Source organism: Streptomyces sp. NPDC031379 (assembly GCF_055569615.1).
The window spans coordinates 4,092-30,698 of the sequence record NZ_JBVIIT010000004.1 but is presented as its reverse complement, the minus strand read 5'-3'; the positions used below and the strand labels follow the sequence as shown (position 1 = coordinate 30,698).

Here is a 26,607-nt window from a genome sequence, read left to right as displayed (position 1 = left end):
CCGTGAGCCAGCGCACCCTCGTCCTCCTCAAGCCCGACGCCGTCCGTCGCGGCCTGACCGGCGAGATCATCAGCCGTATCGAGCGCAAGGCCGACTGGCAGATCACCGCGCTGGAGCTGCGCACCCTGGACCAGGAGACGCTGGAGCAGCACTACGGTGAGCACAAGGGCAAGCCGTTCTACGAGCCGCTGGTCGCGTTCATGTCCTCCGGTCCGGTCGTCGCCCTGATCGTCGAGGGTGAGCGGGTCATCGAGGGCGTGCGTCAGCTGGCCGGCCCGACCGACCCGATCGCCGCCGCCCCCGGTTCGATCCGCGGCGACTACGGCGTGATCGTCCGCGAGAACCTGATCCACGCCTCCGACTCCGAGGAGTCCGCCGAGCGCGAGGTGAAGATCTTCTTCCCCGGCCGCGCGTAACGCCTCGAGGCCGGCCGAAGCGGAATGTCCGGGGGCCCGCTCCCGGACACCCGTTTTCCTGGCACGAGTGCATGAGTACCGGCGATTGAGGGAACGAGCGCCCCCGAACGCCCGTCTCCACAAGCGGGGCGGCCCGCCATCTGGTGACAATGGCGGAGACCCTCGCGCAGTGTTCGTGCAGGCCCGTTTACGATGGAAGCCTTCACGTCACAGCACCCGCCTCGCCGACCTGACATGCCCTCAAAAGCGCAGGAAGGCCAGATGAATCCGGATGGGGAACTCAATGTCGTTCATCGGCCGTGACATGGCTGTCGACCTCGGGACCGCCAACACGCTGGTGTACGTCAGGGGTCGCGGCATCGTGCTCAACGAGCCGTCCGTCGTCGCGATCAACACCAACACGGGCGGGATTCTCGCGGTCGGTGCCGAAGCGAAGAAGATGATCGGCCGGACGCCGGGCAACATCGTCGCCGTGCGGCCGCTGAAGGACGGCGTGATCGCCGACTTCGAGATCACCGAGCGGATGCTCCGCTACTTCATCCTGAAGATCCACAAGCGTCGTTATCTCGCCCGGCCGCGGGTCGTGGTCTGCGTGCCCTCGGGCATCACGGGCGTCGAGCGCCGCGCCGTCATCGAGGCGTCCTCCCAGGCCGGTGCCCGCCAGGTGCACATCATCGAGGAGCCCATGGCGGCGGCCATCGGCTCCGGTCTGCCGGTCCACGAGGCCACCGGCAACATGGTGGTGGACATCGGCGGCGGCACCACGGAGGTCGCGGTCATCTCGCTCGGCGGCATCGTCACCGCCCAGTCCATCCGCGTCGCCGGCGACGAACTGGACAACGCGATCATCCAGTACATCAAGAAGGAGTACAGCCTCCTGCTGGGTGAGCGCACGGCCGAGCAGATCAAGATCACGATCGGTTCGGCGTACGACCTCGACGCCGACGAGCACACCGAAGTCCGGGGCCGGGACCTGGTCTCCGGACTGCCCAAGACCGTCGTCATCTCGGCCGCCGAGGTCCGCAAGGCGATCGAGGAACCGGTCAACGCGATCGTCGACGCGGTCAAGACGACCCTCGACAAGTGCCCGCCGGAGCTGTCCGGCGACATCATGGACCGAGGAATCGTTCTGACCGGCGGCGGAGCCCTGTTGCGCGGGCTCGACGAGCGGCTGCGCCGGGAGACCGGCATGCCGATCCACATCGCCGAGGACCCGCTGGACAGCGTCGCGCTCGGCTCCGGCAAGTGCGTCGAGGAGTTCGAGGCGCTGCAGCAGGTCCTGGACGCTCAGCCGCGCCGATGACACAACTCTTCGATGCCGCCGTACGAGACGTTCCCCTCTCGTGCGGCGGATCGTTGATATAGAGGCATAAGCTCCCCCAAATGGGCCTTTTGGGTTTGCGTGGCACCATGCGCGTCTTCCAGGGGCCCGCCGAATTCCTACTTGAGGAAGGGCACGGCCGCCGCACGTGAGGGACACGAAAGAGAGCCGGCTGCTCCTGGTCCTGCTGATCGCCATCGCGTTCGCGCTGATCACGGTGGACATCCGCGGAGGCCGCAACTCCCCGGTGGACGGTGCCCGGCAGGCCGCGGCCGCGGTGTTCGGCCCGGTCGAGAACGGACTGTCCTCGGCGGTCGACCCGGTCGGCAACGCCGTCTCCGCGATCCGGGACTCCGGCGGCCGGCACGACCGGCTCGCGGCACTGGAGAAGGAGAACGCGGCCCTCAAGGCGAAGCTCGGCAGCGACGACCGCAACCGCAGCCGCCTGGGCCAGCTCGACAAGATGCTCAAGATCGCCGGCGAGGGCCAGTACGGCATCAAGGGCGCCCAGGTCATCGCCATCGGGGCGGCGCAGGGCTTCTCCTGGACCATCACCATCGACGCCGGCGCCGACGACGGCATCAAGCGGGACATGACCGTGCTCAACGGCGACGGGCTGGTCGGCCGGGTCACCACCGTCGGCCCCGGCACCGCCACCGTGCTGCTCGCCAACGACCCCGACTTCACCGTCGGCACCCGCATGGAGGGCAGCGACGAACTCGGCTTCGCCTCCGGGCAGGGCGACCGCCCGCTGCGCGTCGAACTGCTCAACGGCAAGGCGGAGGTCGAGAAGGGCGACCGGCTCATCACCTTCGGCTCGCAGGCCGACAAGCCGTTCGTGCCGGGCGTCCCGGTCGGTGTCGTCTCCCGCGTCGACCCCTCCGGTGGCGGCCTCACCCGCACCCTCTACGTCACCCCCTACGTCAGCTTCACCAAGCTGGACGTCGTCGGCGTGGTCGTCGAGGCCCCGAAGAAGGATCCGCGGGACACCGTGCTCCCGGCCAAGCCCAAGCCGATTCCGACGCCGACGGTGACCGTCACGGTGACCCCCTCGGCGGACGCACCCGCCGACGAGCAGCAGCAGTAGGAGCTGACTTCCCCATGCGTCTCAACCGGATCCTGCTCTCCAGCGCGCTGGTGGTCGTGGCCCTGGTGGTCCAGGTGAGCGTCCTGGCCCGCCTGCACCTGCCGGGCGCGGTCCCCGACCTGCTGCTGCTCACCGTCCTCGGCCTCGCCATGGTGTACGGCCATGTCGGCGGCGCCCTCGTCGGATTCGGCGCGGGCCTGCTGGCCGACCTGGCCCCGCCCGCCGACCACGCCGCCGGCCGCTACGCGCTCGTGCTCTGCGTCATCGGCTACTTCGCCGGGCTCATCAAGCCGGAGAACGGGCGCCTGAAGTCGGCGACCGGCCCGATGGCCGTCGTGGTCGCCGCCGCAGTCGGCTCCACCCTGCTGTACGCCGGCGTGGGCGCCCTGGTCGGCGACACCGCCGCCCGCCACGTCGGCCTGACCGGGCTGCTGATCTCGGCCGCCCTGTACGACCTGCTCCTCGCCCCGTTCGTGGTCCCCGGAATCATGTGGCTGGCCCGCCGCTCCGACAACGACCCGCTCACCGAGACCGGCCCCGCCGCCAAGGCGGGCGACATCTCCTCCGGCTGGCTCTCCTCCGGTACCGGCCTGCGCATCGGCAGCCAGCGCGGCGGCCTCGGCGCCCTGAAGGCCAAGGCTCGCACCCGCTCCGCCCGGGTCGGCCGCATCAAGGGGGTCAAGCGGCTGTGAGCGCCGGGGAGTTCACCCGAACGAGGCAGCTTTCGCGGAACGTCCGTTCACAGGACGGTCGTTCATCATTCGTACACGCGCAGCCGGTTCGTACACACGCGCTTCGCGTGCGGACGTCCGTGCACTGAGAGGGGGAGACAGCCGCAGTGACCAACATCCCCGAGACCGGTCGGACCCAACGGGTCCAGATCCGGCTCGTCGTGATCCAGATCCTCGTCCTCTCCCTCCTCGGCACGCTCGGCGGCCGGTTGTGGTACCTGCAGATCCGGGAGGGCGCCGAGTACCAGAAGGAGGCGTCCGGCAACCACGTCCAGCAGGTCGTCGACCCCGCCGTGCGCGGCGACATCCTGGACGCCCGGGGCGTGCCCCTCGCCGACAACGAGACCCGCCTGGTCGTCTCCGCCTCCCGCACCGACCTGCTCAAGCAGCCGGACGGCGGCAAGGCCGTCCTCAGCAAGCTGGCAGGCGTCCTCGGCATGAAGCCCGAGGAGGTCGGGCAGAAGGTCCGGCTGTGCGACGCCAAGACCCCCCAGCCCTGCTGGAACGGCTCGCCCTACCAGCCGATCCCGATCACCGACGAGGCAACGCCCAAGCAGGCCCTGCAGATCCGCGAACGCTCCGAGGACTTCCCCGGCATCACCGCCGAGCCCGAGGCCGTGCGCCGCTACGCGGGCCCCGGCAAGTCCAACTCCGCGCAGGTGCTGGGCTATCTCTCGCCGGTCACCGACACCGAGATCCAGAAGGCCCAGGACACCGACTCGCCCTACCTGCGTTCCGACATGGTCGGCCGCTCCGGCCTGGAGCGTCAGTACGACAAGGTGCTGCGCGGCAAGGCCGGCGTGACCCGCTACGAGGTGGACAACCTCGGCCGGGTCATCGGCAAGGCCAAGTCGGACGCCGCCGAGGCCGGTTCCAACCTGGTCACCAGCATCGACTCCCGGGTGCAGCGGGTCGCCGAGTACGAGCTGGACAAGGCGATGAAGATCGCCCGCCAGCAGTTCGACAAGATCACCGGTGAGAACTACAAGGCCGACTCCGGCGCGGTCGTCGTCATGGAGGCCAAGACCGGGCGGATCGTCGCCATGGCCTCCGCGCCGACGTACGACCCGAACGTGTGGGTCGGCGGCATCTCCGCCAAGGACTACAAGGCCCTCACCGGGAAGGGATCCGACTACCCGCTGCTCAACAGGGCCATACAGGGTCAGGCCGCGCCCGGCTCGACCTTCAAGGTGGTCTCCACGGCCGCCGCGGTCCAGGCCGGCTACCCGTGGGACGGCGGCTACCCGTGCACCAGCTCGTACTCCGTGGGCGGCCAGGTCTTCAAGAACTTCGAGGGAGAGAGCTTCGGCCCGATCTCGCTCGGCCGCGCGCTGGAGGTCTCCTGCGACACCGTCTTCTACGGCCTCGCCGACAAGGAGTGGAAGCGGGACGGCGGCATCAACCCCAAGAAGGGCCAGCCCAAGGACTGGTTCTTCAAGACCGCCCACCAGTTCGGCCTCGGCAAGGAGACCGGCGTCGACCTGCCCAACGAGGTCACCGGCCGCGTCCCCGACCGCCAGTGGAAGGAGGCGTACTGGAAGGCCAACAAGGACGCCTGGTGCAAGTCCGGCAAGAAGGACGGCTCCTACGTCGAGAAGATCGCCTACGAGAACTGCCTCGAGGGCAACAAGATGCGCGAGGGTGACGAGATCAACTACTCCATCGGCCAGGGCGACACCCTCGTCACGCCGATCCAGGAGGCCGTGATCTACGGCGCCGTCGCCAACGGCGGCACCATGTACCAGCCGACCATCGGCAAGGCGATCATCAGCGCGGACGGCAGGACCGTCACGCCGATCAAGCCGAAGAAGAGCGGGAAGCTGCCGGTCAGCCAGGCCACCCTCAAGGGCATGGACGACGCCTTCGCGGGCGTCATCACGCGCGGTACGGCCGCCTGGAAGTTCGGGGGCTGGCCGCAGGACGAGATCGCGCTGCACGGCAAGACCGGTACGGCCGAGGTCTACGGCAAGCAGACCACCTCCTGGCTGGCCACGTACTCCGAGGACTACACGGTGATCATGACGATCGCCCAGGCCGGTACGGGTTCCGGCGCCTCCGGTGAGGCCGTGCGCAACATCTACAGCGCGCTCTACGGCGTCCAGGGCGACGGCTCCGTCGACCACAAGAAGGCGCTGCTGCCGGAGCCGCAGAAGGGCCTGCCGAAGGTCCGCCCGGACGGCACCATCGTCAATCCCAAGGTCACCGGCGACCCGGCCAAGGACGTCGAGGCCTCCCAGAAGGACAACACCACCAACGGCGACGACCAGCAGCCGCCGGCCACCACACCCCCGCCCACCACGGGCAACCGTGACACCCGCAGGCGGCCTCGCAGGAGGGGAAGCCGGAGGATGCCCTCATGACCGGCGCCAACAGCTTCTCCGTCTCCGGGTACGGCCCCGAGCGGGCCGGCTGGACCAGGATCTTCGCCCGCGACTCGCTGACCCGCAGGCTGGACTGGCCGATGCTGTTCGCGGCCACCGCCCTGTCCCTGCTGGGCTCGCTGCTGGTGTACTCCGCGACCCGCAACCGCACCGAGATCAACCAGGGCGACCCGTACTTCTTCCTGGTCCGGCACCTGATGAACCTCGGCATCGGGATCGCCCTGATGACCGGCACGCTCTGGCTCGGCCACCGGGCCCTGCGCAACGCCGTGCCGATCCTGTACGGCCTGTCGGTGCTCCTCGCCCTGGTGGTCCTCACCCCGCTCGGCGCGACCATCAACGGCCAGCGCAACTGGCTCGTCATCGGCGGCTTCTCGCTCCAGCCCGCCGAGTTCCTCAAGGTGACGATCATCCTGGGCATGGCGATGCTGCTGGCCGCGCGGGTGGACGCGGGCGACAAGCCGTACCCGGACCACCGGACCGTCTTCCAGTCCCTGTGCCTGGCCGCCGTACCGGTCCTGATCCTGCTGCTCATGCCCGACCTCGGCTCGGTGCTGGCCATGGTGGCGATCGTCCTGGGCGTGCTGCTCGCCTCCGGCGCCTCCAACCGCTGGGTCTTCGGCCTGCTCACCGCCGGTGTGATCGGCTGCATCGCCATCTGGCAGCTGCACATCCTGGACGAGTACCAGATCAACCGCTTCGCGGCCTTCGCCAACCCCGACCTGGACCCGGCCGGAGTCGGCTACAACACCAACCAGGCCCGCATCGCCATCGGCTCCGGCGGACTGACCGGATCCGGGCTCTTCCACGGCTCGCAGACCACCGGCCAGTTCGTGCCCGAGCAGCAGACGGACTTCGTCTTCACGGTCGCGGGGGAGGAGCTGGGCTTCGTCGGCGCGGGCCTGATCATCTTCCTGCTCGGGGTCGTCCTCTGGCGTGCCTGCCGGATAGCGCGTGACTCGACCGAGCTGTACGGGACGATCGTCGCCGCCGGGATCGTCGCCTGGTTCGCCTTCCAGTCCTTCGAGAACATCGGCATGACCCTCGGCATCATGCCGGTCACCGGCCTCCCCCTGCCGTTCGTGTCGTACGGAGGCTCATCGATGTTCGCGGTGTGGATGGCGATCGGGCTCCTGCAGTCGATCAAGGTGCAGCGGCCCATGTCGGCGTAGTGGTGGGAGGCGGGCGGTGCCCCCTGCCATCGGGGCCCGCCTCCCACTAGATTCGTTTCATGGCGGATACGAAACGCGAGATCGAGCGCAAGTACGAATCCGACGACAGCGGGCTGCCCGACCTGACCGGCGTCGGCGGGGTGGCGGCCGTCCTGGACAAGGGCCTGGTCGAACTCGACGCCCTCTACTACGACACCCCCGACGAGCGCCTGGCAGCCGCCGCCCTCACCCTGCGCCGCCGCACGGGAGGCACCGACGCCGGATGGCATCTGAAGTTCCCGGTCTCCCCCGGAGTCCGCGACGAGATCAGGGCCCCGCTCTCCGACACCGTCCCCGAGGAGATCGCGGCTCTCGTCCGCTCCCGCGTCCGGGACGTCGAACTGGTCCCGCTGGTGCGGCTGCGCTCCGCCCGTGACGTCCGCCACCTGGTCGACGCCGACGGCGCCCTGCTGGCGGAGGCGAGCGTCGACGCCGTGACCGCCGAGCGGCTCACCGGCAAGGGCGGAACCGCCCAGTGGACCGAGATCGAGGTGGAACTCGCCGAGGGCGGCGACCCCGCCTTCCTCGACCGGGTGGAGAAACGGCTGCGCAAAGCGGGTGTACGCCCCGCCGAGTCGCCGTCCAAACTGGCCCGCGCCCTGGAACAGACCGCCGCAGGCAGCCGCGCCCGCCGCCGGAGGAGAACCGGGCCCGCGCGCCCGGAGACCGCCGGAGACCACGTCCTCGCCTACCTCCGCGCCCAGCGGGACGTGCTCGTCGAACTCGACCCCGCCGTCCGCCGCGACGTACCCGACTCCGTGCACCGCATGCGGGTCGCCACCCGGCGCGCCCGCAGCACCCTGCGCACCTTCCGCACCGTCCTCGACCGCGCCGTCACCGACCCCGTCGGCGCCGAGCTGAAGTGGCTCGCGGGCGAGCTGGGCGTGGACCGCGACCAGGAGGTACTGGCCGAACGCCTGACGACCGCGCTCGCCGCCCTCCCGCCGGACCTGGTCGCCGGCCCCGTCCCCGAACGGCTCGCGGCCTGGGCGGACACCCGCCGCGGCGGCGCCCACGGCCACCTCACCGGCGTCCTGGACTCCCGCCGCTATCTGACCCTCCTGGACACCCTGGACACGCTCCTCGCCGACCCCCCCTTGCGGAAGGCCGCCGGCAAGAAGCCCCACAAGGCGCTCGACAAGGCCGTACAGAAGGACCTGGCCGCGCTGTCGGGCCTGGTGGAGCAGGCGCTGGACCTGCCGCCGGGCAAGGAACGCGACCTCGCCCTGCACGAGGCCCGCAAGAAGGCCAAGCGCACCCGCTACGCGGCCGAGGCGGCCACCCCGGCCCTGGGCAACCCCGCGCGCTCCCTGACCAAGGCGATGAAATCCCTGACCACCCTCCTCGGCGACCACCAGGACAGCGTCATGGCCCGCCTCACCCTGCGCGAGCTGTCCGCCGTGGCCCACGCGGCGGGGGAGAACGCGTTCACCTACGGGCTCCTGTACGGCAGGGAGGAGGCCCGCGCGGCGGCGGCGGAGACGGACCTGCCCGGCCTGTGGAAGGAGATCGGCACCGGGGCGTCCGGCTGAGCGTACGGAGGAGGCCGCCGATCGGGTTACGCTTGATGGTCACCCCCGTCAGCTCATGAAGGTTCGCGAGATGCCTGTCGAGTCGGTTTTCCCGCAGCTCGAAGCTCTGCTTCCCCACGTGCAGAAGCCCATCCAGTACGTCGGCGGAGAACTCAACTCCACCGTGAAGAACTGGGACGAGTGCGACGTCCGCTGGGCGCTCATGTACCCGGACGCCTACGAGGTGGGTCTGCCCAACCAGGGCGTCATGATCCTCTACGAGGTCCTCAACGAGCGGGAGGGCGTCCTCGCCGAACGCACCTACAGCGTCTGGCCGGACCTGGAGGCGCTGATGCGTGAGCACGGCGTCCCGCAGTTCACGGTCGACAGCCACCGCCCGGTGAAGGCCTTCGACGTGTTCGGCCTCAGCTTCTCCACGGAGCTGGGCTACACGAACATGCTCACGGCCCTGGACCTGGCCGGTATCCCGCTGGAGTCCAAGGACCGCACCCTCGACGACCCGATCGTCCTGGCCGGCGGCCACGCGGCCTTCAACCCCGAGCCGATCGCCGACTTCATCGACGCGGCGGTCATCGGCGACGGCGAGCAGGCCGTGCTCGACATGACCCGGATCATCCGCGAGTGGAAGGCCGAGGGCCGTCCCGGCGGCCGCGAGGAGGTCCTCCTCCGCCTGGCGAAGACCGGCGCGGTGTACATCCCGGCGTTCTACGACGTCGAGTACCTGGCGGACGGCCGGATCGCCCGCGTGGTCCCGAACCGCTCCGGCGTCCCGTGGCGCGTGTCCAAGCACACGGTGATGGACCTGGACGAGTGGCCGTACCCCAAGCAGCCCCTGGTCCCGCTCGCGGAGACGGTCCACGAGCGCATGTCGGTCGAGATCTTCCGCGGCTGCACCCGCGGCTGCCGCTTCTGCCAGGCCGGCATGATCACCCGCCCGGTGCGCGAGCGCTCGATCACCGGTATCGGCGACATGGTCGACAAGGGCCTGAAGGCCACGGGCTTCGAGGAGGTCGGCCTCCTCTCCCTGTCCTCCGCGGACCACTCGGAGATCGGCGACATCGCCAAGGGCCTGGCGGACCGCTACGAGGACGACAAGATCGGCCTCTCGCTCCCCTCCACCCGCGTGGACGCCTTCAACGTCGACCTGGCGAACGAGCTGACCCGCAACGGCCGCCGCTCCGGCCTCACCTTCGCCCCCGAGGGCGGCTCGGAGCGCATGCGCAAGGTCATCAACAAGATGGTCTCGGAAGAGGACCTGATCCGGACCGTCGCCACCGCCTACGGCAACGGCTGGCGCCAGGTGAAGCTGTACTTCATGTGCGGCCTGCCGACGGAGACGGACGACGACGTCCTCCAGATCGCCGACATGGCGACCCACGTCATCCAGAAGGGCCGCGAGGTCTCCGGCTCCAACGACATCCGCTGCACGGTCTCGATCGGCGGCTTCGTCCCCAAGCCCCACACCCCCTTTCAGTGGGCGCCGCAGCTCTCCGCCGAGGAGACGGACGCGCGCCTCGAGAAGCTCCGCGACAAGATCCGCGGGGACAAGAAGTACGGCCGCTCCATCGGCTTCCGCTACCACGACGGCAAGCCCGGCATCGTCGAGGGCCTGCTCTCGCGCGGCGACCGCCGCATCGGCGCCGTGATCCGCGCGGTCTACGACGACGGCGGCCGCTTCGACGGCTGGCGCGAGCACTTCTCCTACGACCGCTGGATGGCCTGCGCCGACAAGGCCCTCGTCCCCTTCGGCGTCGACGTCGACTGGTACACCACCCGTGAGCGCACCTACGAGGAAGTCCTCCCCTGGGACCACCTCGACTCCGGCCTGGACAAGGACTGGCTCTGGGAGGACTGGCAGGACGCCCTCGACGAGACCGAGGTCGAGGACTGCCGCTGGACGCCGTGCTTCGACTGCGGTGTCTGCCCGCAGATGGACACGCACATTCAAATCGGCCCGACCGGCAAGAAGTTGCTCCCTCTGACGGTCAAGAACGCGGGTCCGACGCCGGCTTCGAGCGGTCACGTGCACTGAGCGACGCCGGCGACCGTCAGAGCCCCCTTCGACCCGGAGGGGGCTCTGTGGTGTCGACGTGAGGCGTTCGAGGGCGCCCTGAGCCTGCCCGGTTCGCGGCGAGTTGTCTTGCTTGCGCAGTGGGCCGCTGCTAGGCCTTGGGCACACAACTCTCAGGGAGAACGCTGTGCATCAAGGGCCCCCTCTTCCCGTTCCTCCGCGTTCACGTGTCCGAGCATTCGTCTGCGCCGTCGCGGCCATCGCCCTCGTGACGCTCACCGCCGCGACAAGTCCCCCCGACGCGGGCACCCGGACCGCGGCGGATCCGGCAGCCGTGGTCCGCGAGTGGAACGCCATCGCCACCGACACGATCAAGACGAGCCTTGGTCCACGCCCCTCCGGGCAGGTGGCGATCTGGGAGGGGTTCGTCTCCGTCGCCGTGTACAACGCCGTGGTGGGGATCGAGGGCGGCTACGCCCTGTACCAATGGCGCGAGCGCGGTCCGGCCAAGGCGTCCTCCGCGGCGGCCGCCGCCACCGCGGCCCATGACGTGCTGCTCACGTACTTCCCTGCCTTCAAGGAGCAGCTCGACACCGCCTACGCGGACTCGCTCGCAGCCCTCCCGGCCGGTCAGGCCAGGGACCGGGGCGTGAACTACGGAAAGCGCGCCGCCGCCCGCGTCATCGAACTCCGGCAAGGAGACGGCAGGTTCGCGGACGTTCCTTTCACCGCTGCCCCGGCACCGGGGGTCTGGCGGCCCACCCCGCCCGCGTTCCAGCCCTTCATCGACACCTGGCTCGCCAGGCTCCGCCCCCTCCTGCTCGCCTCCCCGCAGCAATTCCGACCCGGCGCACCACCGGCCCTCTCCTCGGCCGCTTACGCCGAGGATGTCCAGGAGCTGAAGGCCATGGGTGTGAAGACCGGCTCGGGCCGGAGCGCGCAGCAGACCGAGACCGCCCTCTTCTTCAGCGGCAACCTGATCGAACAGGTCCAGACAGCCGTACGGGACCACGCCGCCCGGCACCGGCTCGGCATCGCCGAGACGGCCCGGCTGTTCGCCGCGGTGAACGCGTCGGCGACCGACGCCGTCATCACCGCATGGGACGCCAAGCTCCACTACGGCTCCTGGCGGCCGATCACCGCCATCCGCCTCGCCGACACCGACGGCAACCCCGCGACGACGGCGGACCCGGTCTGGGAGCCGCTGCTCCTCACCCCACCCCACCCGGACTACATCGCCGGCCATACGACCGTCGCCGCTGCCGTGACACGTGCCCTGACCGGCGTCCTCGGCACTGCGCGCATCGACCTTCACGTCCCCTCCGGGGTCACCGGCACCACGCGGTTCTACGGGTCCGCCGACGACCTCAACCAGGACGTCGTCGACGCCCGTGTGTGGGGCGGCGTCCACTCCCGCACGGCGGACGTGGCCGGCTGCCGGGCCGGTACCCGCGTGGCCGCCTGGGCGCTGGACCACTACTTCCAGCCGGTCGCCAAGGGGAGTACCCAGTCGTCCTCCCCGACACGAACGGCTCGGCAGGGCCGGTCCGCCGAGCCGAAGTGCGGCGACGGCACCGACTGAACCAAAGAGCCGAAGCGGACGCGGCGTCGAGCCGGGGAGGGGTCACCCCTCCCCGGCGACAGGCGTCACCGTGGGAGGTCTTGTGCCGCGTCACATGAGGGTTGCCGCAACGGCAACCACAGGGCGTGGCGGCGCCGTACGTCGGCAGCCGGTTCCGCTCGCGGTTGTCAGCCGCCCAGGATGACCTCCTCGACCTGGTGGGCGGCGTTGGCGTGGCCGCGGGCGTTGGGGTGGACGAGTGCCCAGGTGTCGGGGTCGTCGTCGACGCCGAGGCGTTCCTTGGCCCCCTCCACCCATTTGTCCTCGCCGGTGGCGCACACGCTGTGGCCCCTGCTGGAGGTGTAGATGTCGGCGTAGGTGTCGCCGTGTCTGGTGGAGGCGCGGTGGATGGCGGCGTTGAGCGGTTTGAGGACCGCGTCGCGCAGCCAGTTCAGGTCGGCGTGGCGGACGGTGGCGAACTGCAGGAGGTCGCCGTACAGGCAGTCGGCGGCGTTGTCGGGGATGACCGCCGGGTAGCCGACGGTCACGACCCTGGCGAAGGGCGCGCGCTGGTGGATGGTGTCGAGCATGGTGTCGTACTCGTGCTCCATGGACCGAAGCCGGGTTTCGACGCTCGGCGTTTCTCCGGACGTGTAGTGGTCCTTGCACGGGCTGGAGTCGGCACCTCCGCCGGGACCGAGGTTGATGCACGTGCCGAGGATGTCGCCCAGGCCGAGGCTGTTGCCTCCGATGCCCACGGTGACCAGGTCGGTGCGGGGGGACAGGGCGTCGGTCTGCGGGGGGACCGGATCGAAGGGATGGTCGGGGTCGTGGATGTCGACGACGCCGGGGATGTGCAGCTCGTAGCCGACGGGCGTCTGCCGGTCGTGCGAGACCTCGGCGATGGTCGCGTTGGCGCAGCTGACGTTGCGGAGATCGACCAGAGAGCCCAGATCCCGCCTGACGACCTCCGGATAGGAGCCGGTGGTGCGCTGGCAGCCGTCGCGGGGTTCCTCGAAGGTGGGGCCTGTCGCATGGATGCCACCGGCGGTGTAGGAGTCGCCGAGCGCGACCCAGCTCAAGCGTTCCGCCGCTGACGCGTGGGTGGAGTAGGTGCCGGCGCCGAGGAGGCAGAGGGTCGCGGCGACTGCCGCTCCTGCCGGCCGCGCGCGGAATCGAGACATGCCAACCCCCATCGGGACGGGTGGGACAGAGCACGGACGCGATGCGGGCTCGACGCCGAGAGACCGCGACCCGCCCAGGCGATCACCTGGAGTAGTCGTAAGAATACTATGAGTGCTCATCCAGGCTGTGACAGGGGGTCCGGAAAGCTCGTCTTTTCATACCGGTGCCGCCGCTGTGGCGTGAGTATGGAAGGGGCGCCGGGTGTGCCCCTGAGGGCTCTCGAGCGCGAGGTGTGCGGATCGCGAGGTATGCGGATCATGGCGAATCGGAGTCGCGTCAGAAGGCTGCGCCGGCGGGCCCGGGTGGGCGCGGCAGTGGTGCTCCCGGGTGTGCTCGCGGTCGTTCTGTCGGGGTGTGCCGGCATGGGCAGCGCCACCAGCGGTCCGTCCACCTCTGCATCGCTCGCCCCCACGCCGCCGAAGCAACCGCCGCCGCAGTTGACGCAGGCGCAGGTGAACGCCGCCGTGGGCCGGCTCGACGGCTTGGTGGACACCGCGATGCGGCAGACCGGGGTGCCGGGGGTCGCCGTGGGCGTCGTCCACCGCGGCAAGGTCGTGTACGAGAAGGGCTTCGGCGTCCGTGAGCTGGGCAAGGGCGACAAGGTCGATCCCGCAACGGTCTTCCAGCTGGCGTCGTTGTCCAAGCCGCTGTCATCGACCATCGTCTCCGGGGCCGTGGGGCGCAAGGTCGTCGGCTGGGACGACCGGGTGGCCGTCCTCGACCCGGGCTTCGCGCTCAAGAACCCGTACGTGAGCGCGAACGTGACGGTCGCGGACCTGTTCTCGCATCGCAGTGGACTGCCCGACCACGCCGGTGACCTGCTGGAGGACCTGGGTTATCCGCGCGACTACATTCTGCGGCACCTGCGGCTGGAGCCGCTGGCTCCCTTCCGCGCGACCTATGCCTACACCAACTACGGCTTCACCGAGGCGGGGGTGGCGGTGGCCGACGCGGCGAAGACCGGCTGGCCGCAGCTGGCGGCGAACACGCTGTTCAAGCCCTTGGGGATGGATCACTCCAGCTACCGGCGCGCCGACTACGACAGGGCCGCCGACCGGGCGTCGGCCCACGTCGAGGTCGACGGTCGCTGGAAGCCCTCGATCACCGAGAACGCCGACAGCCAGGCGCCCGCGGGCGGTGCGAGTTCGAGTGTCGACGACCTCACGAAGTGGATGCGCCTGCAACTGGACAACGGCGCGTTCGACGGGAGGCGGCTGGTGGACCCGGCGGCCCTGGACCGGACCCGCATCCCGCATTCCGTCGCGATGGACCCGCTCGCCCCGGCAGGTGAGCCGGGCTTCTACGGACTCGGCTGGAACGTCATGTACGACGAACGCGGACGGCTGCGCCTGAACCATTCCGGCGCCTTCGACCTGGGCGCCGCGACCGAGGTCACCCTGCTGCCCACCGAACGGCTCGGCATCGTGGTGCTGACCAACGGACAGCCCATCGGCGTGCCCGAGGCGGTGGCCGCCGCGTTCTTCGACATCGCCCAGAACGGAAAGCAGACCGTGGACTGGCTGGCCTTCTACAGGAAGGTGGTGCGGGCCGCCGCCTACACGGGTGTCTCCCCCACGAACTACGCCAAGCCGCCCGCCGACGCCGCACCGGCCGGGGCCGACGACGTCTATACGGGCACCTATGCGAACGAGTACTACGGGCCGGTCACCGTGACCAGGGACGACAGCGGCAACCTGAGCATGACCCTGGGCCCGCAGAAGACGGCGTTCCCCTTGAGGCACTACACGGGTGACACGTTCAGCTACCGGACCCGGGGCGAGAACGCCGTCGGCCTGTCCGGCGTCACGTTCCACACGCGCTCCGGCAAGGCCACGAGCGTCACCGTCGAGCACCTCGACGCCAACGGACTGGGCACCTTCAGCCGCTGAGGGGGGAAGGGGCCGGGATGACCGATCTGGCCGTCTGACAGCCTGGTGTGCACACCCAGAGCCGGAAGAGCAGCCCGCGGTGTCGCAGCTCGCACAGCACCCGGCCGCTCGCCCCCAACGGGCGCGCACAGACGGCGCAGTCCAAGGCCATCTGCTGGCGGGGGCGGAGCCGACCGACGTCGGGGAGGATCGGATGCGCCGTGGTGACGGGGCCGTTCATCTGGCTCCTCTCGACCGGATTTCGGCGAGGACCTCTGCTTCTTCGCATAAATGTGTCATCGATCCGGAGCTTTCAGCCGTGGTCAGTCGTTGGTGATCTTTCGGTGGACGTCGCCGCTGTTCGACGGTGAACCGGCCTTCGGCGGTTGTTCGGCCGTCACTTCGTCGACGGGTGTCTCGGGAGGTTGCACCCTGTGTCGCGGATGTGCCCGCCGAGGCGGCCTGGTAAGGGTGATCTGACGAACTACCTGCTGAAAGCAGGCAAGAGAAGCGAAAGTCGGCAGGGCGGCGGTTGCGATGCCGATGACGTTTCTCTGCGCCTGTGCGGCACAAAGTGTCATGGCGATGATGGAAAAGATCAGGAGCACGGACCAGGAATGGAAAGCCCGGCGCTGATACAGCGCGGCTCGGAGAATGGACAGGGATGCCACCAGCCAGGGGCCGAACACCAGAAGGGGCCACCAGCCGACCACACCGCTCTGGGTGCGAGACGCTGCCACGAACCGCAGCGGGTCGTAGGCGATCAGGCCGCCGAAGGTGCTCACGGCGGAGGCGATGGCTGTCGCCAGGGCGACCATGACGTAGCTGGCGATGCGGATCTTGCCCGGGCCCTGCCGGGTCCTGACCTTGCGATGGCCTCGCGAGGGAGTCCTCACCGGTGGCAGCTCGGCCGTGAGTTCCACCAGGGCTTCGCGCGGAGTCTTCCCGCCCGTACCGGCCGGCTGCTCCTCTTGGCGTGCCGCTGGGATCCTTGGTTGCTGCTCGAGGCTGTCGCGCAGCATGAAGGCCAGCTCTTCTGCGGGATCCCAGCTCGAGTCCGGAGGGATCAGGGGCGGATTGAACTCGCCGGCGGGCGCTCGGTGTCGCCCCCCGCCGCCCTGATAGCTGTCCGGGTACTCGACAGGGAACTCGGGGTGATACCCGAACTCAGGAGACATGAGACGGTTCGATCATTCCGCCGCTGGGCGGCCGAAGGCGCCTCCCGAACTGCCCCATCCTCTGGAGATGTATTCCTCCAGGAAGGTGATCCTGTCCATGAACTGCTGGAGAATGTCCTCGGTCACCTCGAGCGTGACGGGAAGTCCACCCTTCATCAGGACTCCCTTGGTGGTATCCATGCCGGTCGTCGCAGGCAGGTAGGTGTAGGAACCCAGCCGCACGGGGGGTCGCCCAGCAGTCGAGCGAGATGGATCTGGAAGCGATTCCAGTGCCCGTCCGATTACCTTCGTCATGCTGTAACTAACGCCGCCATCCGGCGGCGGATGCGCCGCGAACGGGTGAAGGATTACTACGAATTCCGGCTCAATTGTCTCGGCTTGTCAGCAGCCTGTATGAGGAGTGAAAAGCCTCTCTTTCGCGCCCGCCTCACGAATCGGTCGGATCTTGTTCGATGATGTGCCGATCAGTGAGGATCATCGCCACATCGTCCGCCAGGTCGCCCTCGGTGTGACGGGTCAGCGCCTCGTGCAGCAGCTCCAGGAACACCGGTGGGGAGGTGTCGGCGCCCAGCCCCTCCACGGTCTCCGGCAGAGCGAAGAACTCGCCGTCGCGGTCGCGGGCCTCGATGACGCCGTCGGTGTACAGCAGCAGACGGTCGCCGGGGACGAACGGATAGCTCTCAGGCTTGGCGGGGAGGTCGGTGGTGAGGTCCTCGAGGCCGAGAGGCGGCAGTGGCGAGGACGGCATCAGGGGCGTCGCCCTGCCCTGGTGCAGCAGCAGGGGCGGCGGGTGCCCCCGGTTGATCAGCTGCACCACGGGTTCGTCCGGCACCTGCGCGATGAGCGCCGTGATGAACCCTTCCAGCAGGACTTCCTCGTCGTACGCGCCCGGTACGGCGACTTCCCGCCGCAGCGCAGCCGCACAGCGGTTCATGACCTCCGTGAGTTCGTCCTCGTAGTGCACGGCTTCCCGGAACGCGCCCAGCACCACGGCGACGGCTCGCACCGCGGACAGCCCCTTGCCCCGGACGTCGCCCACGATCAAGCGGACGCCGTACGGCGTCTCCACGGCCTCGTACAGATCGCCGCCCACCCGCGCTCCCGTCCCGGCCGCCAGGCACAGGCTGCCCGCCGACAGGGGGCCCAGCCGTGCGGGCACGGGCCGCAGCACGACCTCCTGGGCCGCCACGGCGATCCGGCGGACCTGGTCGAGTTCTCGCTGCCTGCGCGCCTGCACAGCGCTGCTCGTGATGAAACCGGCCGCGGAGACCAGGCTCAGAGCCAGGAAATTGGTGTAGACCTGCAAGGTGCCCCAGGCGTCGTTGTGAGCCGCGGTCGTCACACTGATCGCCAGCGCGAGGGCCGCGGCCGCGGCGGTGCCCTTGGGCCCCATCGTCACCGCCGCCAGCGCCGGAACCGCGGTGAGGAAGGGGCCGGTGTAGATGAAGTGCGCGGGCGTGAGTTCGATGACCAGAACGGCCAGCGCGATCAAGAAGGGCACGCACTGCATCAGCGTGAAGAGGACCCGGCCCCGACCGCCTGCTCCTGGGCGCGGGGGTGAGCGCAAGAGCGACTTCATGCACCCAGCCTGCCTCGCCGGAGGCCACGGCTCCACCCGCTGAACCGTGGCAGCCGGCGGCCCGGACGGAGCCCTCGGCCGTCGCGTCAGCCGCCCCCCTGCACGACGGGCAGATGGATCGGGCCGCGAAGAACGGGGCTTCGCCGGTACGGCGGCGGGTCGTCGACCAGCCGGGGCCGGTCGAGGCGGCGTACCAGCTCGCCCAGCGCGATCTGGGTTTCCCGTCGGGCCAGCGGGCCGCCGAAGCACAGGTGGATGCCGCTGCCGAAGCCGAGGTGCTGGTTGTCGCGCCGATCGGGGTCGAAGCGGTCGGGATCGTGGAAGCGGTCCGGGTCGCGGCTGCCCGAGGCCAGCATGAGCATGATCTGCGAGCCTTTGGGGATGACGGTGTCGGCGACGGTGATGTCGCTGTACGCCGCCCGCCAGGGAATGATGTGCACCGGAGGCTCGTAGCGCAGCAGTTCCTCCACGAGCGGCACGATGAGGTCCGGTTCGTCGCGCAGCCGCTGCAGCACCTGGGGGTGGCGCAGCAGTGTCAGCATGCCGTTGGTGATGAGGTTGACGGTGGTCTCGTGGCCGGCGATCAGCAGCAGGTTGGCGGTGCTGATGATTTCCTCGTCGGTCATCCGCCCGTCCGGACCGTCGTCGTTGGCCAGCCGCGTCAACAGATCCTCTCCCGGCCGGCCGTGGCGTTGCTCCAGTAGTCCGCCGAGGTACTGGCGCAGGTCCGCGCGGGCCCGCACGCCGTTTTCCAGTTTTTCCTTCGGGTCGGTCTTGGGGTTGTAGTCGATGGAGTTGACGAGGGCGTCCACCCACAGGTGGAAGCGCGGTTCGTCCTCGCGTGGCACGCCGAGCAGGTGGCAGATCACGGTGACGGGGAACGGGTAGGCGAAGTCGTCGACGATGTCGATCTGTTCCTTTCCCGCGAAGCCGTCGATCAGACCGCTGACGACGGCGGTCAGATCGCCATCCATGCCGGCCACCAGCCCCGGGGTGTGCGGGGGGCCGAAGTGGCGCATCGCCATGCGCCGCAGGCGGTCGTGCTCGGGGGGGTCGAGGTTGATGAACGCCGGCGTGGTCTGCCCCTCGTGCGTGGGCATCGGATGCGCCAGGTTGCGGACGTCGGAACTCAGGTGCGGGTTGTGCAGGATGTCCGCGATCTCGCGGTAGGTGCTGATGACGAAGCTGCCGTCCTCCTGCCGGGCCACCGGCGTTCTGCGCAGTTCGGCGTAGAGCGGGTACGGGTCCGGCCGGGAGGAGTAGTCGAGGATCCGGCGGAGGGTGTCGGGCGTCTGGGTCGTGGTCATCTCGCTGTCCCTCCTACCGGTGGTGCTGGTAAGCGGCCGTGACCCGTCGCTCGCTCGGGTCGTGACCGGTGACGACCACGGTGGCTCCCTGGGCGAGCAGTTGAGGTCCGGGGAAGTCGACGGGTACCGGTTTCGAGTCGAGGGGCTGGTCGGGTGTGGGGCTGGGCGGCGGGAAGGGTGCCGCCGTCTCGATCAAGCGTCGGTAGTGGTCCAGCCATTTCGCGTTGTTGAAGCTCACCGCCGCGGTGACGCGTCCGCGGTAGCCGTATGCGGCGACGAAACGGCGGTCGGACACCGACCCCTGGGCGACGATGACCTCGTCGGCGAAGGTCGGCACGCCGACCGACTTGATGTTGACACCGAACTGGATCGACCAGAACGTCGGGATGCTCAGGTGGGGCCAGCGGTCCGCCTGGCCGCTGACCATGTTGTGTGCCGCGACCTCGGCCTGCTCCACGGCGTTGGCCCAGTGCTCCAGCGAGATGAGCCGGTACTCGTAGACCGGGTTCGGGCAGCGCGCCACGTCCCCGGCGACGAAGATGTCGTCGGTGATCAGGCCGTCGAGGGTGAGGGCGCGGCAGCCCGTGTCGCAGGCGATCCCCCAGGGGCCGGCCGCCAGTCCGGAGCCCCGCAGCCACTCGGTGTTGCGGATGCCCCCGAGCGCCACCACCGCCACGTCGGCGTCGACCGTGCTGCCGTCGTCGAAGTGAGCACGGCGGAAGTGTCCCTGCGCGTCACCCTCCAGCCGAGTGACCTTGACGCCGCAGCGCAGGTCGACGCCGTGAGCGCGCTGCAGGTCCGACGCGATCTCACCGATCATGGCGCCGAGTGCTCCGACCAGCGGTCCGGGCGCGAGTTCGGCGACGGTCACCGGGATGTCCCGCTCGCGGCAGATGGAGGCGATCTCGGAGCCGGTGAATCCCGCGCCGATGACCAGTACGCGGGAGGGGCCGGCGGCGAGGGCGCGCTGGAGGCCCTCGGCGTGCTCGCGCGTCCGTACGACGAACACGCCGTCCAGCGCCGCCTCGCTCTCGACGAACCACGGCCGGGCCCGCACGCCGGTGGAGATCAGCACCCGGTCGAAGGGAATCTCACGTCCGTCGGAGAGACGCACCTGGTTGGTGGCCAGGTCCAGTCCGGTAGCGGGCACGCCCAGCAGCCACTCCGCGTCGACGTCACGGCGTCGTGGCAGCGTGGTGCCGTCGGCCGGCACCCACCCGGTCAGGACCTGCTTGGACAGGGGTGGGCGGTCGTAGGGCTCGCCCGTCTCGTCACCGATCATGGTCAGCGAGCCGGTGAAGCCCTCGGCGCGCAGCGCCTCCGCGGCCCGCAGTCCCGCCAGCGACGCGCCGACGATCACGATGCGGCCTTCTCGCTTGAACGCGCGCAGGGTGTCGGCACTGGTCATGACGTCGACGCCTCCGCCGGTACGTCCCGTCCCTCCAGCCGGTCGACCAGGATCGCCTGGACCGGGCAGGCCGCCGCGGCGCGCAGCACCTGCTCGCGCCGGTCGTCGTCGGGGTTCGGGTCGTACATCAGCGCTTCCTCGCCGTGCATGCGGAACACGTCCGGAGCGAGGAACGCGCACTGCGCGTACCCTTCGCATCGGGAAAGGTCCACGACAATTCTCATCCCGACCTCCACGGGGACTGCAGGCTGCGGACCCTGAAGCCGGTGCCATTACGGCTCGCACAGCGCGAGAAGGGCTTCGAGAAAAGGGAATCGGCCCGTTGCCCACCGCTGCCGAGTGCGCGGGGTGCCCACCGCGCCCTTCGGGTCTGCGCAGAAAGAATCGACCGTCGCGAACAAAGCGACCGGTGTCCGTGACACGTCCAGAGATCCTGACCCTGTCGTCAAGAGCCTAGCCCGCATGCACATCGGCCGCACCCGGAGAACCATGGCTGCTGTGGGTGCCGTTCAGTGCGGTTCTTGTATGTGCGGAGGCACGCATGGGTGAAGTGCTGGGCGATGTACTGGGCTTGGCGGCCGGTGTCGTCGTCAGTCCACTTCCGATCATCGCCGTCATCATCGTGTTGGCAACGCCTCGGGGACGCGTGAACGGATGGGTGTTCGCCATCGGCTGGGTGGTGGGTCTGTCGGCGTTGGGCGCGGTGACGCTGCTCATCGGCGGCAAGGGGGACGCCGGCGCCCATGGGCAGCCGGCCGACTGGGTGGGGGTGCTCAAGCTCGTGCTGGGGGCGGCCCTGGCTGTCCTCGCCGTGCGGCTCTGGCGTCACCGGCCTGCCGATGTCACGCAGGCGCAGCTGCCGCAGTGGATGGCCGCGATCGACCGCTTCACACCGGTGAAAATCTTCCTTCTCGCCGTCCTGCTGTCTGCCGGAAACCTGAAGAACGCTCCGCTGACCATCGCCGCGGCGGCGACCATCAGTTCGTCGGGACTGCCGGTCGCGGAGCAGATCGCCGCGCTGGCGGTCTTCGTCGTCGTCGCTTCCCTCGGGCTGCTGACTCCGCTGGGGGTCTTCCTGGTCATGGGTGAGCGGGCGAGGAGCATGCTGGGCAACTGGAAGGAATGGGCGGCACGGCACAACACCGCTGTCATGGGGGTTCTGTTCTTCGTGTTCGGGCTGAAGCTGCTGGGGGACGGCATCGGCGTTCTGGTCTCCTGAGCGAGCCGCCCCTCGCCTGCCGGTCAGGCGGCCGCTGCGGCCCGGCAGGAGAGCCAGAAGTCGAGGAGAGCGGTCGCCGTTTCGGCGGGCCTGTGCACGTTGGGCGAATGCCCGCCCCCCTCGATCCTGACGAACCGGGCGCCCAGGTCGCGGGCCATCCGCTCCACTCCCTCGGGGGGCCAGGTCTCATCAGGGGTCCCCGAGATCACCGACATGGGAATCGACAGCCGCGCCAGTTCAGCCGTCCGGTCCGCCTCGTTCAGCATCTGCTCCGCGGCAGCCGCCAGTTGCGCCGGGCTGTTGCTCAACCACCGCCGCTCCATGAAGAGTTCCACCTCCTCCGCGGTGGAGGCGCCCCCGCTCCTCACGAAGGGCCACAGCTCGGCGAGCGACATCGAGTCGATGACGGACAACAGCAGTCGAAGACGTTCCTCCTGCCAGGGGGAGACACCGGCCGGACCGAAATTCATGAGCGTGACCGACGCCCAGAGGGCGGGATCCGCGTGCGTGTCCAGTACCGCCGCGCGTGCCAGGATTCCACCGTACGAATGACCCACGAGATGCACGGGACCGGCGTCGACGTGCCGTGCGACGGCCACGAGATCACGTGCGAGGTCGTCAAGGCGGTACGAGGGTTCCGGCGACGCCGCACCGGTTTCGTACTGGCCGCGACCGTCGATGGCCAGGACGCGTACGCCCCCGTCGCTCAGGCCGGACAGTACGGGGAGGAAGTCCTCCTTGCTGCCCATGAAGCCGGGGACGAGCAGGGCCGTCGCCCGGGCCTGCCCTTCCGGTGCGATGTCGAGGGCCGCGAAGACGCCTCGCTCCGTGTCCAGGCGAACCGGACGCGCATTGCCCGGGACCTCAAGGGTCAGTAGCTGGCTCATGGGGCGCCATGATAAACGCACCGTCGAAGCCTCACGCGCCCGATACGGGACGCGTGATCGTCGTCAACCGCCCTGTTTCAAGCAGTGGTTCGACTGTCGGGCCGGCCTTCGGGGGCACCCCCTTGCCCCGGCACCCGCACCTCCGGATCGTCGCGGTGCCAGCCGCCGAAGCGCCCGATCGCTTTCCAGATCTTCTTTTCCCCGTTTCTGCCGACCTGCCTGTGGGATTCCCACGAGAGGACGTCCCGGCCGTATGCGCCGCGCGCGAGAGAATTCACGTCCTCTTCGATGGACCGTAAATGTTTGCCCAGTCTCTGGATTCCGTCGTTGCTGTCCCGCAGATACAGGTAGGCGATGAGGAGAACGAGTCCCACGATCAAGATCCGCCAGTACCCCAGATTGCTTCCGAGAGTTGCCGCGATGGCGGTCGCCGCGCCCGCGTACCCGGCCAGTTGCTGCCTCGCCGCGATCCTCTGCACCACCTCGGCCCGCAGGGATTCGTACTCCTTCATACGGAGTTCGATGACCTTGCCGACCTTGTCATGATCGCTGCCAAGTTCGCCCACAGCACCTCCCTTTCGCACGGATGATGCCCTGCGGGGAACTGATCAACCCCTTCCGGACCGGGCGCGGACGCCGTGACGGCATCGCAACCCAGGACCGGAATCCGGACAGGCGTGCGGTGCGTCTTGGCAGGTATGGAACCGCTGAACCCGCCGCCCCGGCCCCGGCAGCCCGAAGGGTGCCTCGCCGTCGCGATCCGTATCCCGGTGCGGATCGTCGTCCTCGTGCTCGTCGTGCCGGTGCGGATGGCGTGGGACGCCCTCGTCGTCAGCGGGCGGTTCCTGCGGGACACCGTCTTCCGGCCGCTCGGCCGGGCGCTGCTGTGGGTCGGCAGGGCCCTGTTCGTGTGGCCGTTCGTGGGCCTGTGGCGCTACCTCCTGGTCCCGGTCGGCAAGGCGCTCGCCTGGCTCGCGAACATCCTCTTCGTCGTACCGGCGGTGTGGTTCCACCGGCACGTGCTGACCCCCGTCGGGCATGCCGTCCTCTGGCTGGCGCGCGCGGTGGGAGCCGGGTTCGCCTGGGTGTACGCGCGGGTGCTCCGCCCGATCGGGCACGGGATCCTCTGGCTGCTGAAGGGCGTCGGCGCCGTGCTCGCCGCCCTCGGCATCGGCGTGTACACGGGCCTGGCCTGGCTGGGCCGGTACCTGTTCGTCGTCCCCGCCCGCTGGCTGTACACGTGGGTCCTCACCCCCGTGGGACACGCCGTCGCCTGGTGCGTGCGCGGGCTCGGGTGGCTGCTGGGCCTGCTCGCCACCGGCATCGGCCTGGCCCTGTACTGGACCGCCCGGGTGCTCCTCGTGCTGCCCGCCCTCGCGCTGTGGCGCTGGATCCTGGCGCCCGTCGGCCGGGCCCTCGCCGTCGTGGCGCGGGAGCTGGGGGAGGCGTTCGGGCATGCCTGGCGGGTCGCGGGCCGGATCTCGCGGGCCGTCGGGCGGGCGCTCGGGACCCTCTTCCGGTGGATCTTCGTGGAGCCGGTGCGCTGGGTGTACCGGACCGTCCTGACTCCGGTCGGACACGTGGTCCGGGACGCCGTCCTGCGGCCCCTCGCGGCGGGCGCGCGGGCGGTGGGCCGGGTCGCCCGCGAGGCGCTCACCGCGGCCCGCGACACCGCACGCCAGGCCCGTGCCGACTTCCGCCGGATGCTCTTCGGAGAGCCCCGGCAGCCGGCCGCGGTGGACCGGCGGGAACCTGCGGCCCGCGGCACACGTACTCTTGATAGCAGTACCACCGCTCTCACGAAGGACTAGGACACTGGGCAAGCGACAGCCCGAAGGCCCGCCGCCCGCACCCGCGGTGCAGCGCATCCGACTGCGCTACACCAAGCGCGGCCGCCTGAGGTTCACCAGCCACCGAGACTTCCAGCGCGCCTTCGAGCGTGCGCTGCGCCGCGCCGAGGTGCCCATGGCGTACTCGGCGGGGTTCACGCCGCATCCGAAGGTGTCGTACGCCAATGCCGCACCCACCGGCACGGGCAGTGAGGCGGAGTACCTGGAGATCGCGCTGACCGCGCCGCGCGATCCGGATTCCCTGCGCGACCTCCTCGACGAGTCGCTGCCCACCGGGCTCGACGTCGTCGACGCGGTCGAGGCGCGGACCTCCGGTCTCGCCGACCGGCTGACGGCCTCCGTCTGGGAGCTGCGGCTGGACGGTGTGGACCCGGCCGCCGCCGACCGCGCGGTCGAGGCCTTCATCGAGGCCGACACCGTCGAGGTGCAGCGCAGGACCAAGAACGGCGTCCGTACCTTCGACGCCCGACCCGCGGTCGTGAGCCTGGAAACGCTCAGTTCCCCGGCTGATAGGCCGAGCGACCAGCCCTGTGCGATACTGCGGCTGGTTGTTCGGCACGTGACGCCTGCCGTACGACCCGACGACGTCCTGTCCGGTCTCCGCGCCGTGGCCGACCTGGCGCCGCCGGTCCCCGCAGCGGTGACCAGGCTGGCGCAGGGGCTGCTCGATGAAGAGACCGGCACGGTGACCGACCCGCTCGCGCCCGACCGCGAGGCAGCTAAGGCCCTGACGGCCGCACCGGCTGCCGCCGCGACGGCGCCGACGCCGGAAGGTCCCGCGTAGGGACGGACGTCGTAGCGCCGCCCTCGTACTCGGGAGCCACCTGGGTCGGGCAGCGCACCGACCAGAAGACTTTCGCCAGGCCGTACCGACAAGGCGTACGGAACCGGCGAGACAGGACACAGAGTGCTCCCGTGCGGCGCCCGCGCCCCGGACGGCGGCCATCGCGCATCGCGCGGGCCGCGGACGTCACCGGCGTACGGTCTTTTCGGACCTACGCCGGACCAGGTACGGCGCCCGGGAGCCTGACGGGAGAAACGCCCGCATGCTCGAGCCGACCGAATCCACAGAGTCCTCAACGGGCTCCGACACCCCCAGCGACACCCTGCCGCCGCGCAAGCGTCGCCGTGCCGCCTCCCGCCCGGCGGGTTCGCCCGTCGCGGCCGAGGCGTCCACCGAGGTCACCGTGCCGGCCATACCGGCCGCGGACGCCGACGAGATCACCGAGGTCGTGGAGACCACCGGGGCCGAGGAGGCGGAGGAGACCCAGGAAGTCCAGGAGCCTCAGGCCGCCGGCGCACAGGCGCCCGCCGCCGAGGAGGCCGCGCCCGCCGGCCGTCCGCGCCGCCGGGCCACCCGCCGTGCGTCCGCCCCGGCGGGTTCGCCGACGTCCGGCGAGGCCGTCGAGACCGTCGTACCGGCCGCGTCCGCCGTCGCCGAGGAGCCCGCCGCCGTCACCGAGGGCGGCGAGGTCGTCGCCGGCGAGGAGGCCGCGCCGCGCCGCGTCCGGCGCCGTGCCACCCGCAGCTCCTCCGCGCCGACCGGCGCCGCAGCCGAGGCGCCGGGCACCGAGGAGGCTGCCGCCCCCACCGAGACGCCCGCCGCCGAGGAGGCGGCGCCCGCCCGTCCGCGTCGTCGCGCCGCGCGTCGTGCGTCGGCGCCCGCCGGTGCTCCTGCGGCTGCCGAGGTGGCCGAGACGGTGGTTCCGGTCGTCGCGGAGGCCGAGAAGGCCCCGGAGGAGACCCGAGCCGTCGAGACGCCCGCCGCCGAGGAGGCCGCGCCCGCCCGTCCGCGTCGTCGCGCCGCGCGTCGTGCGTCGGCGCCCGCCGGTGCTCCTGCGGCTGCCGAGGTGGCCGAGACGGTGGTTCCGGTTG

At 70.1% G+C, this 26,607-nt stretch carries 22 protein-coding genes and 1 pseudogene; 14 read left to right on the top strand and 9 right to left on the bottom strand.

All coding sequences use genetic code 11. The features are described 5' to 3' along the window. Positions 1-2: 2 nt before the first annotated feature. The 9 genes from ndk to ACZ5CW_RS06920 all read left to right on the top strand — a co-directional run bounded on the left by ndk (position 3) and on the right by ACZ5CW_RS06920 (position 12,272). Positions 3-416, top strand: coding sequence for a nucleoside-diphosphate kinase (gene ndk / locus ACZ5CW_RS06960; RefSeq protein ID WP_468599100.1), 414 nt, complete (start codon positions 3-5; stop codon positions 414-416). Positions 417-699: 283 nt separating this feature from the next. Beyond that, positions 700-1,719 (top strand): rod shape-determining protein, encoded by a 1,020-nt coding sequence (locus ACZ5CW_RS06955; RefSeq protein WP_031158632.1) that lies wholly within the window; start codon positions 700-702, stop codon positions 1,717-1,719. Between the two features lie 166 nt (positions 1,720-1,885). Further along, positions 1,886-2,824, top strand: coding sequence for a rod shape-determining protein MreC (gene mreC, locus ACZ5CW_RS06950; protein ID WP_468599099.1), 939 nt, complete (start codon positions 1,886-1,888; stop codon positions 2,822-2,824). Between the two features lie 14 nt (positions 2,825-2,838). Next, the gene (mreD, locus tag ACZ5CW_RS06945; RefSeq protein WP_468599097.1) at positions 2,839-3,516 is read left to right on the top strand and encodes a rod shape-determining protein MreD; all 678 of its coding nucleotides are present in this window, start codon (positions 2,839-2,841) and stop codon (positions 3,514-3,516) included. Positions 3,517-3,662: 146 nt separating this feature from the next. Next, positions 3,663-5,915 (top strand): penicillin-binding protein 2, encoded by a 2,253-nt coding sequence (mrdA, locus tag ACZ5CW_RS06940; RefSeq protein ID WP_468599095.1) that lies wholly within the window; start codon positions 3,663-3,665, stop codon positions 5,913-5,915. Beyond that, on the top strand, positions 5,912-7,108 hold the full coding sequence (gene rodA / locus ACZ5CW_RS06935; RefSeq protein ID WP_468599093.1) for a rod shape-determining protein RodA: 1,197 nt from the start codon (positions 5,912-5,914) through the stop codon (positions 7,106-7,108). Before mrdA ends, rodA begins: the two co-directional genes overlap by 4 nt. A 59-nt stretch (positions 7,109-7,167) precedes the next feature. Continuing rightward, positions 7,168-8,679 (top strand): CYTH and CHAD domain-containing protein, encoded by a 1,512-nt coding sequence (locus ACZ5CW_RS06930; protein WP_468599091.1) that lies wholly within the window; start codon positions 7,168-7,170, stop codon positions 8,677-8,679. Between the two features lie 70 nt (positions 8,680-8,749). Next, positions 8,750-10,711, top strand: a complete 1,962-nt coding sequence (locus tag ACZ5CW_RS06925; protein WP_468599089.1) for a TIGR03960 family B12-binding radical SAM protein — start codon at positions 8,750-8,752, stop codon at positions 10,709-10,711. 247 nt (positions 10,712-10,958) lie between these two features. Continuing rightward, entirely contained in the window at positions 10,959-12,272 is a 1,314-nt protein-coding gene (locus ACZ5CW_RS06920) for a vanadium-dependent haloperoxidase (protein ID WP_468599087.1), read from the top strand. A 167-nt stretch (positions 12,273-12,439) separates the two neighbouring features. Here ACZ5CW_RS06920 and ACZ5CW_RS06915 read toward each other — a convergent pair whose 3' ends face one another. Further along, positions 12,440-13,435, bottom strand: a complete 996-nt coding sequence (locus tag ACZ5CW_RS06915) for an SGNH/GDSL hydrolase family protein (protein ID WP_468599086.1) — start codon at positions 13,433-13,435, stop codon at positions 12,440-12,442. 363 nt (positions 13,436-13,798) lie between these two features. On the opposite strand from ACZ5CW_RS06915, the gene ACZ5CW_RS06910 reads away from it, so the two are divergent. Continuing rightward, positions 13,799-15,325, top strand: coding sequence for a serine hydrolase (locus ACZ5CW_RS06910; RefSeq protein WP_468599084.1), 1,527 nt, complete (start codon positions 13,799-13,801; stop codon positions 15,323-15,325). Positions 15,326-15,627: 302 nt separating this feature from the next. Here ACZ5CW_RS06910 and ACZ5CW_RS06905 read toward each other — a convergent pair whose 3' ends face one another. From ACZ5CW_RS06905 to ACZ5CW_RS06880, 6 genes are all read right to left on the bottom strand, one after another. Further along, positions 15,628-16,482: a DUF2637 domain-containing protein gene (locus ACZ5CW_RS06905; RefSeq protein ID WP_468599082.1), complete on the bottom strand. Its 855-nt coding sequence runs from the start codon at positions 16,480-16,482 to the stop codon at positions 15,628-15,630. 12 nt (positions 16,483-16,494) lie between these two features. Next, positions 16,495-16,638 carry a hypothetical protein gene (locus ACZ5CW_RS06900; RefSeq protein ID WP_468599080.1) on the bottom strand — a complete coding sequence of 48 codons (144 nt, stop codon included), beginning with the start codon at positions 16,636-16,638 and terminating at the stop codon, positions 16,495-16,497. 271 nt (positions 16,639-16,909) lie between these two features. Then, on the bottom strand, positions 16,910-17,992 hold the full coding sequence (locus ACZ5CW_RS06895) for a PP2C family protein-serine/threonine phosphatase (protein ID WP_468599516.1): 1,083 nt from the start codon (positions 17,990-17,992) through the stop codon (positions 16,910-16,912). Positions 17,993-18,147: 155 nt separating this feature from the next. Then, on the bottom strand, positions 18,148-19,368 hold the full coding sequence (locus ACZ5CW_RS06890; RefSeq protein ID WP_468599078.1) for a cytochrome P450: 1,221 nt from the start codon (positions 19,366-19,368) through the stop codon (positions 18,148-18,150). A gap of 13 nt (positions 19,369-19,381) precedes the next feature. Then, the gene (locus ACZ5CW_RS06885; RefSeq protein ID WP_468599076.1) at positions 19,382-20,776 is read right to left on the bottom strand and encodes an NAD(P)/FAD-dependent oxidoreductase; all 1,395 of its coding nucleotides are present in this window, start codon (positions 20,774-20,776) and stop codon (positions 19,382-19,384) included. Further along, the gene (locus ACZ5CW_RS06880; protein ID WP_468599074.1) at positions 20,773-21,000 is read right to left on the bottom strand and encodes a ferredoxin; all 228 of its coding nucleotides are present in this window, start codon (positions 20,998-21,000) and stop codon (positions 20,773-20,775) included. The genes ACZ5CW_RS06885 and ACZ5CW_RS06880 overlap by 4 nt, the downstream gene beginning before the upstream one ends. 317 nt (positions 21,001-21,317) lie before the next feature. On the opposite strand from ACZ5CW_RS06880, the gene ACZ5CW_RS06875 reads away from it, so the two are divergent. Beyond that, positions 21,318-21,995 (top strand): GAP family protein, encoded by a 678-nt coding sequence (locus tag ACZ5CW_RS06875; RefSeq protein WP_468599072.1) that lies wholly within the window; start codon positions 21,318-21,320, stop codon positions 21,993-21,995. Between the two features lie 23 nt (positions 21,996-22,018). Here the strand turns inward: ACZ5CW_RS06875 and ACZ5CW_RS06870 are convergent, their stop codons facing one another. Both ACZ5CW_RS06870 and ACZ5CW_RS06865 read right to left on the bottom strand, forming a co-directional pair. Next, positions 22,019-22,882 (bottom strand): alpha/beta fold hydrolase, encoded by an 864-nt coding sequence (locus ACZ5CW_RS06870; RefSeq protein WP_468599071.1) that lies wholly within the window; start codon positions 22,880-22,882, stop codon positions 22,019-22,021. Positions 22,883-22,959: 77 nt separating this feature from the next. Further along, on the bottom strand, positions 22,960-23,448 hold the full coding sequence (locus ACZ5CW_RS06865; RefSeq protein WP_468599070.1) for a hypothetical protein: 489 nt from the start codon (positions 23,446-23,448) through the stop codon (positions 22,960-22,962). Between the two features lie 132 nt (positions 23,449-23,580). Here ACZ5CW_RS06865 and ACZ5CW_RS06860 point away from each other — a divergent pair, with 132 nt between their 5' ends. The 3 genes and pseudogenes from ACZ5CW_RS06860 to ACZ5CW_RS06850 form a co-directional block, all read left to right on the top strand. Beyond that, entirely contained in the window at positions 23,581-24,693 is a 1,113-nt protein-coding gene (locus tag ACZ5CW_RS06860; protein ID WP_468599068.1) for a hypothetical protein, read from the top strand. 46 nt (positions 24,694-24,739) lie between these two features. Next, positions 24,740-25,516 carry a TIGR03936 family radical SAM-associated protein gene (locus tag ACZ5CW_RS06855; RefSeq protein ID WP_468599067.1) on the top strand — a complete coding sequence of 259 codons (777 nt, stop codon included), beginning with the start codon at positions 24,740-24,742 and terminating at the stop codon, positions 25,514-25,516. Positions 25,517-25,778: 262 nt separating this feature from the next. Continuing rightward, positions 25,779-26,607 (top strand): annotated as a pseudogene (locus tag ACZ5CW_RS06850) (Rne/Rng family ribonuclease); the annotation flags it as partial.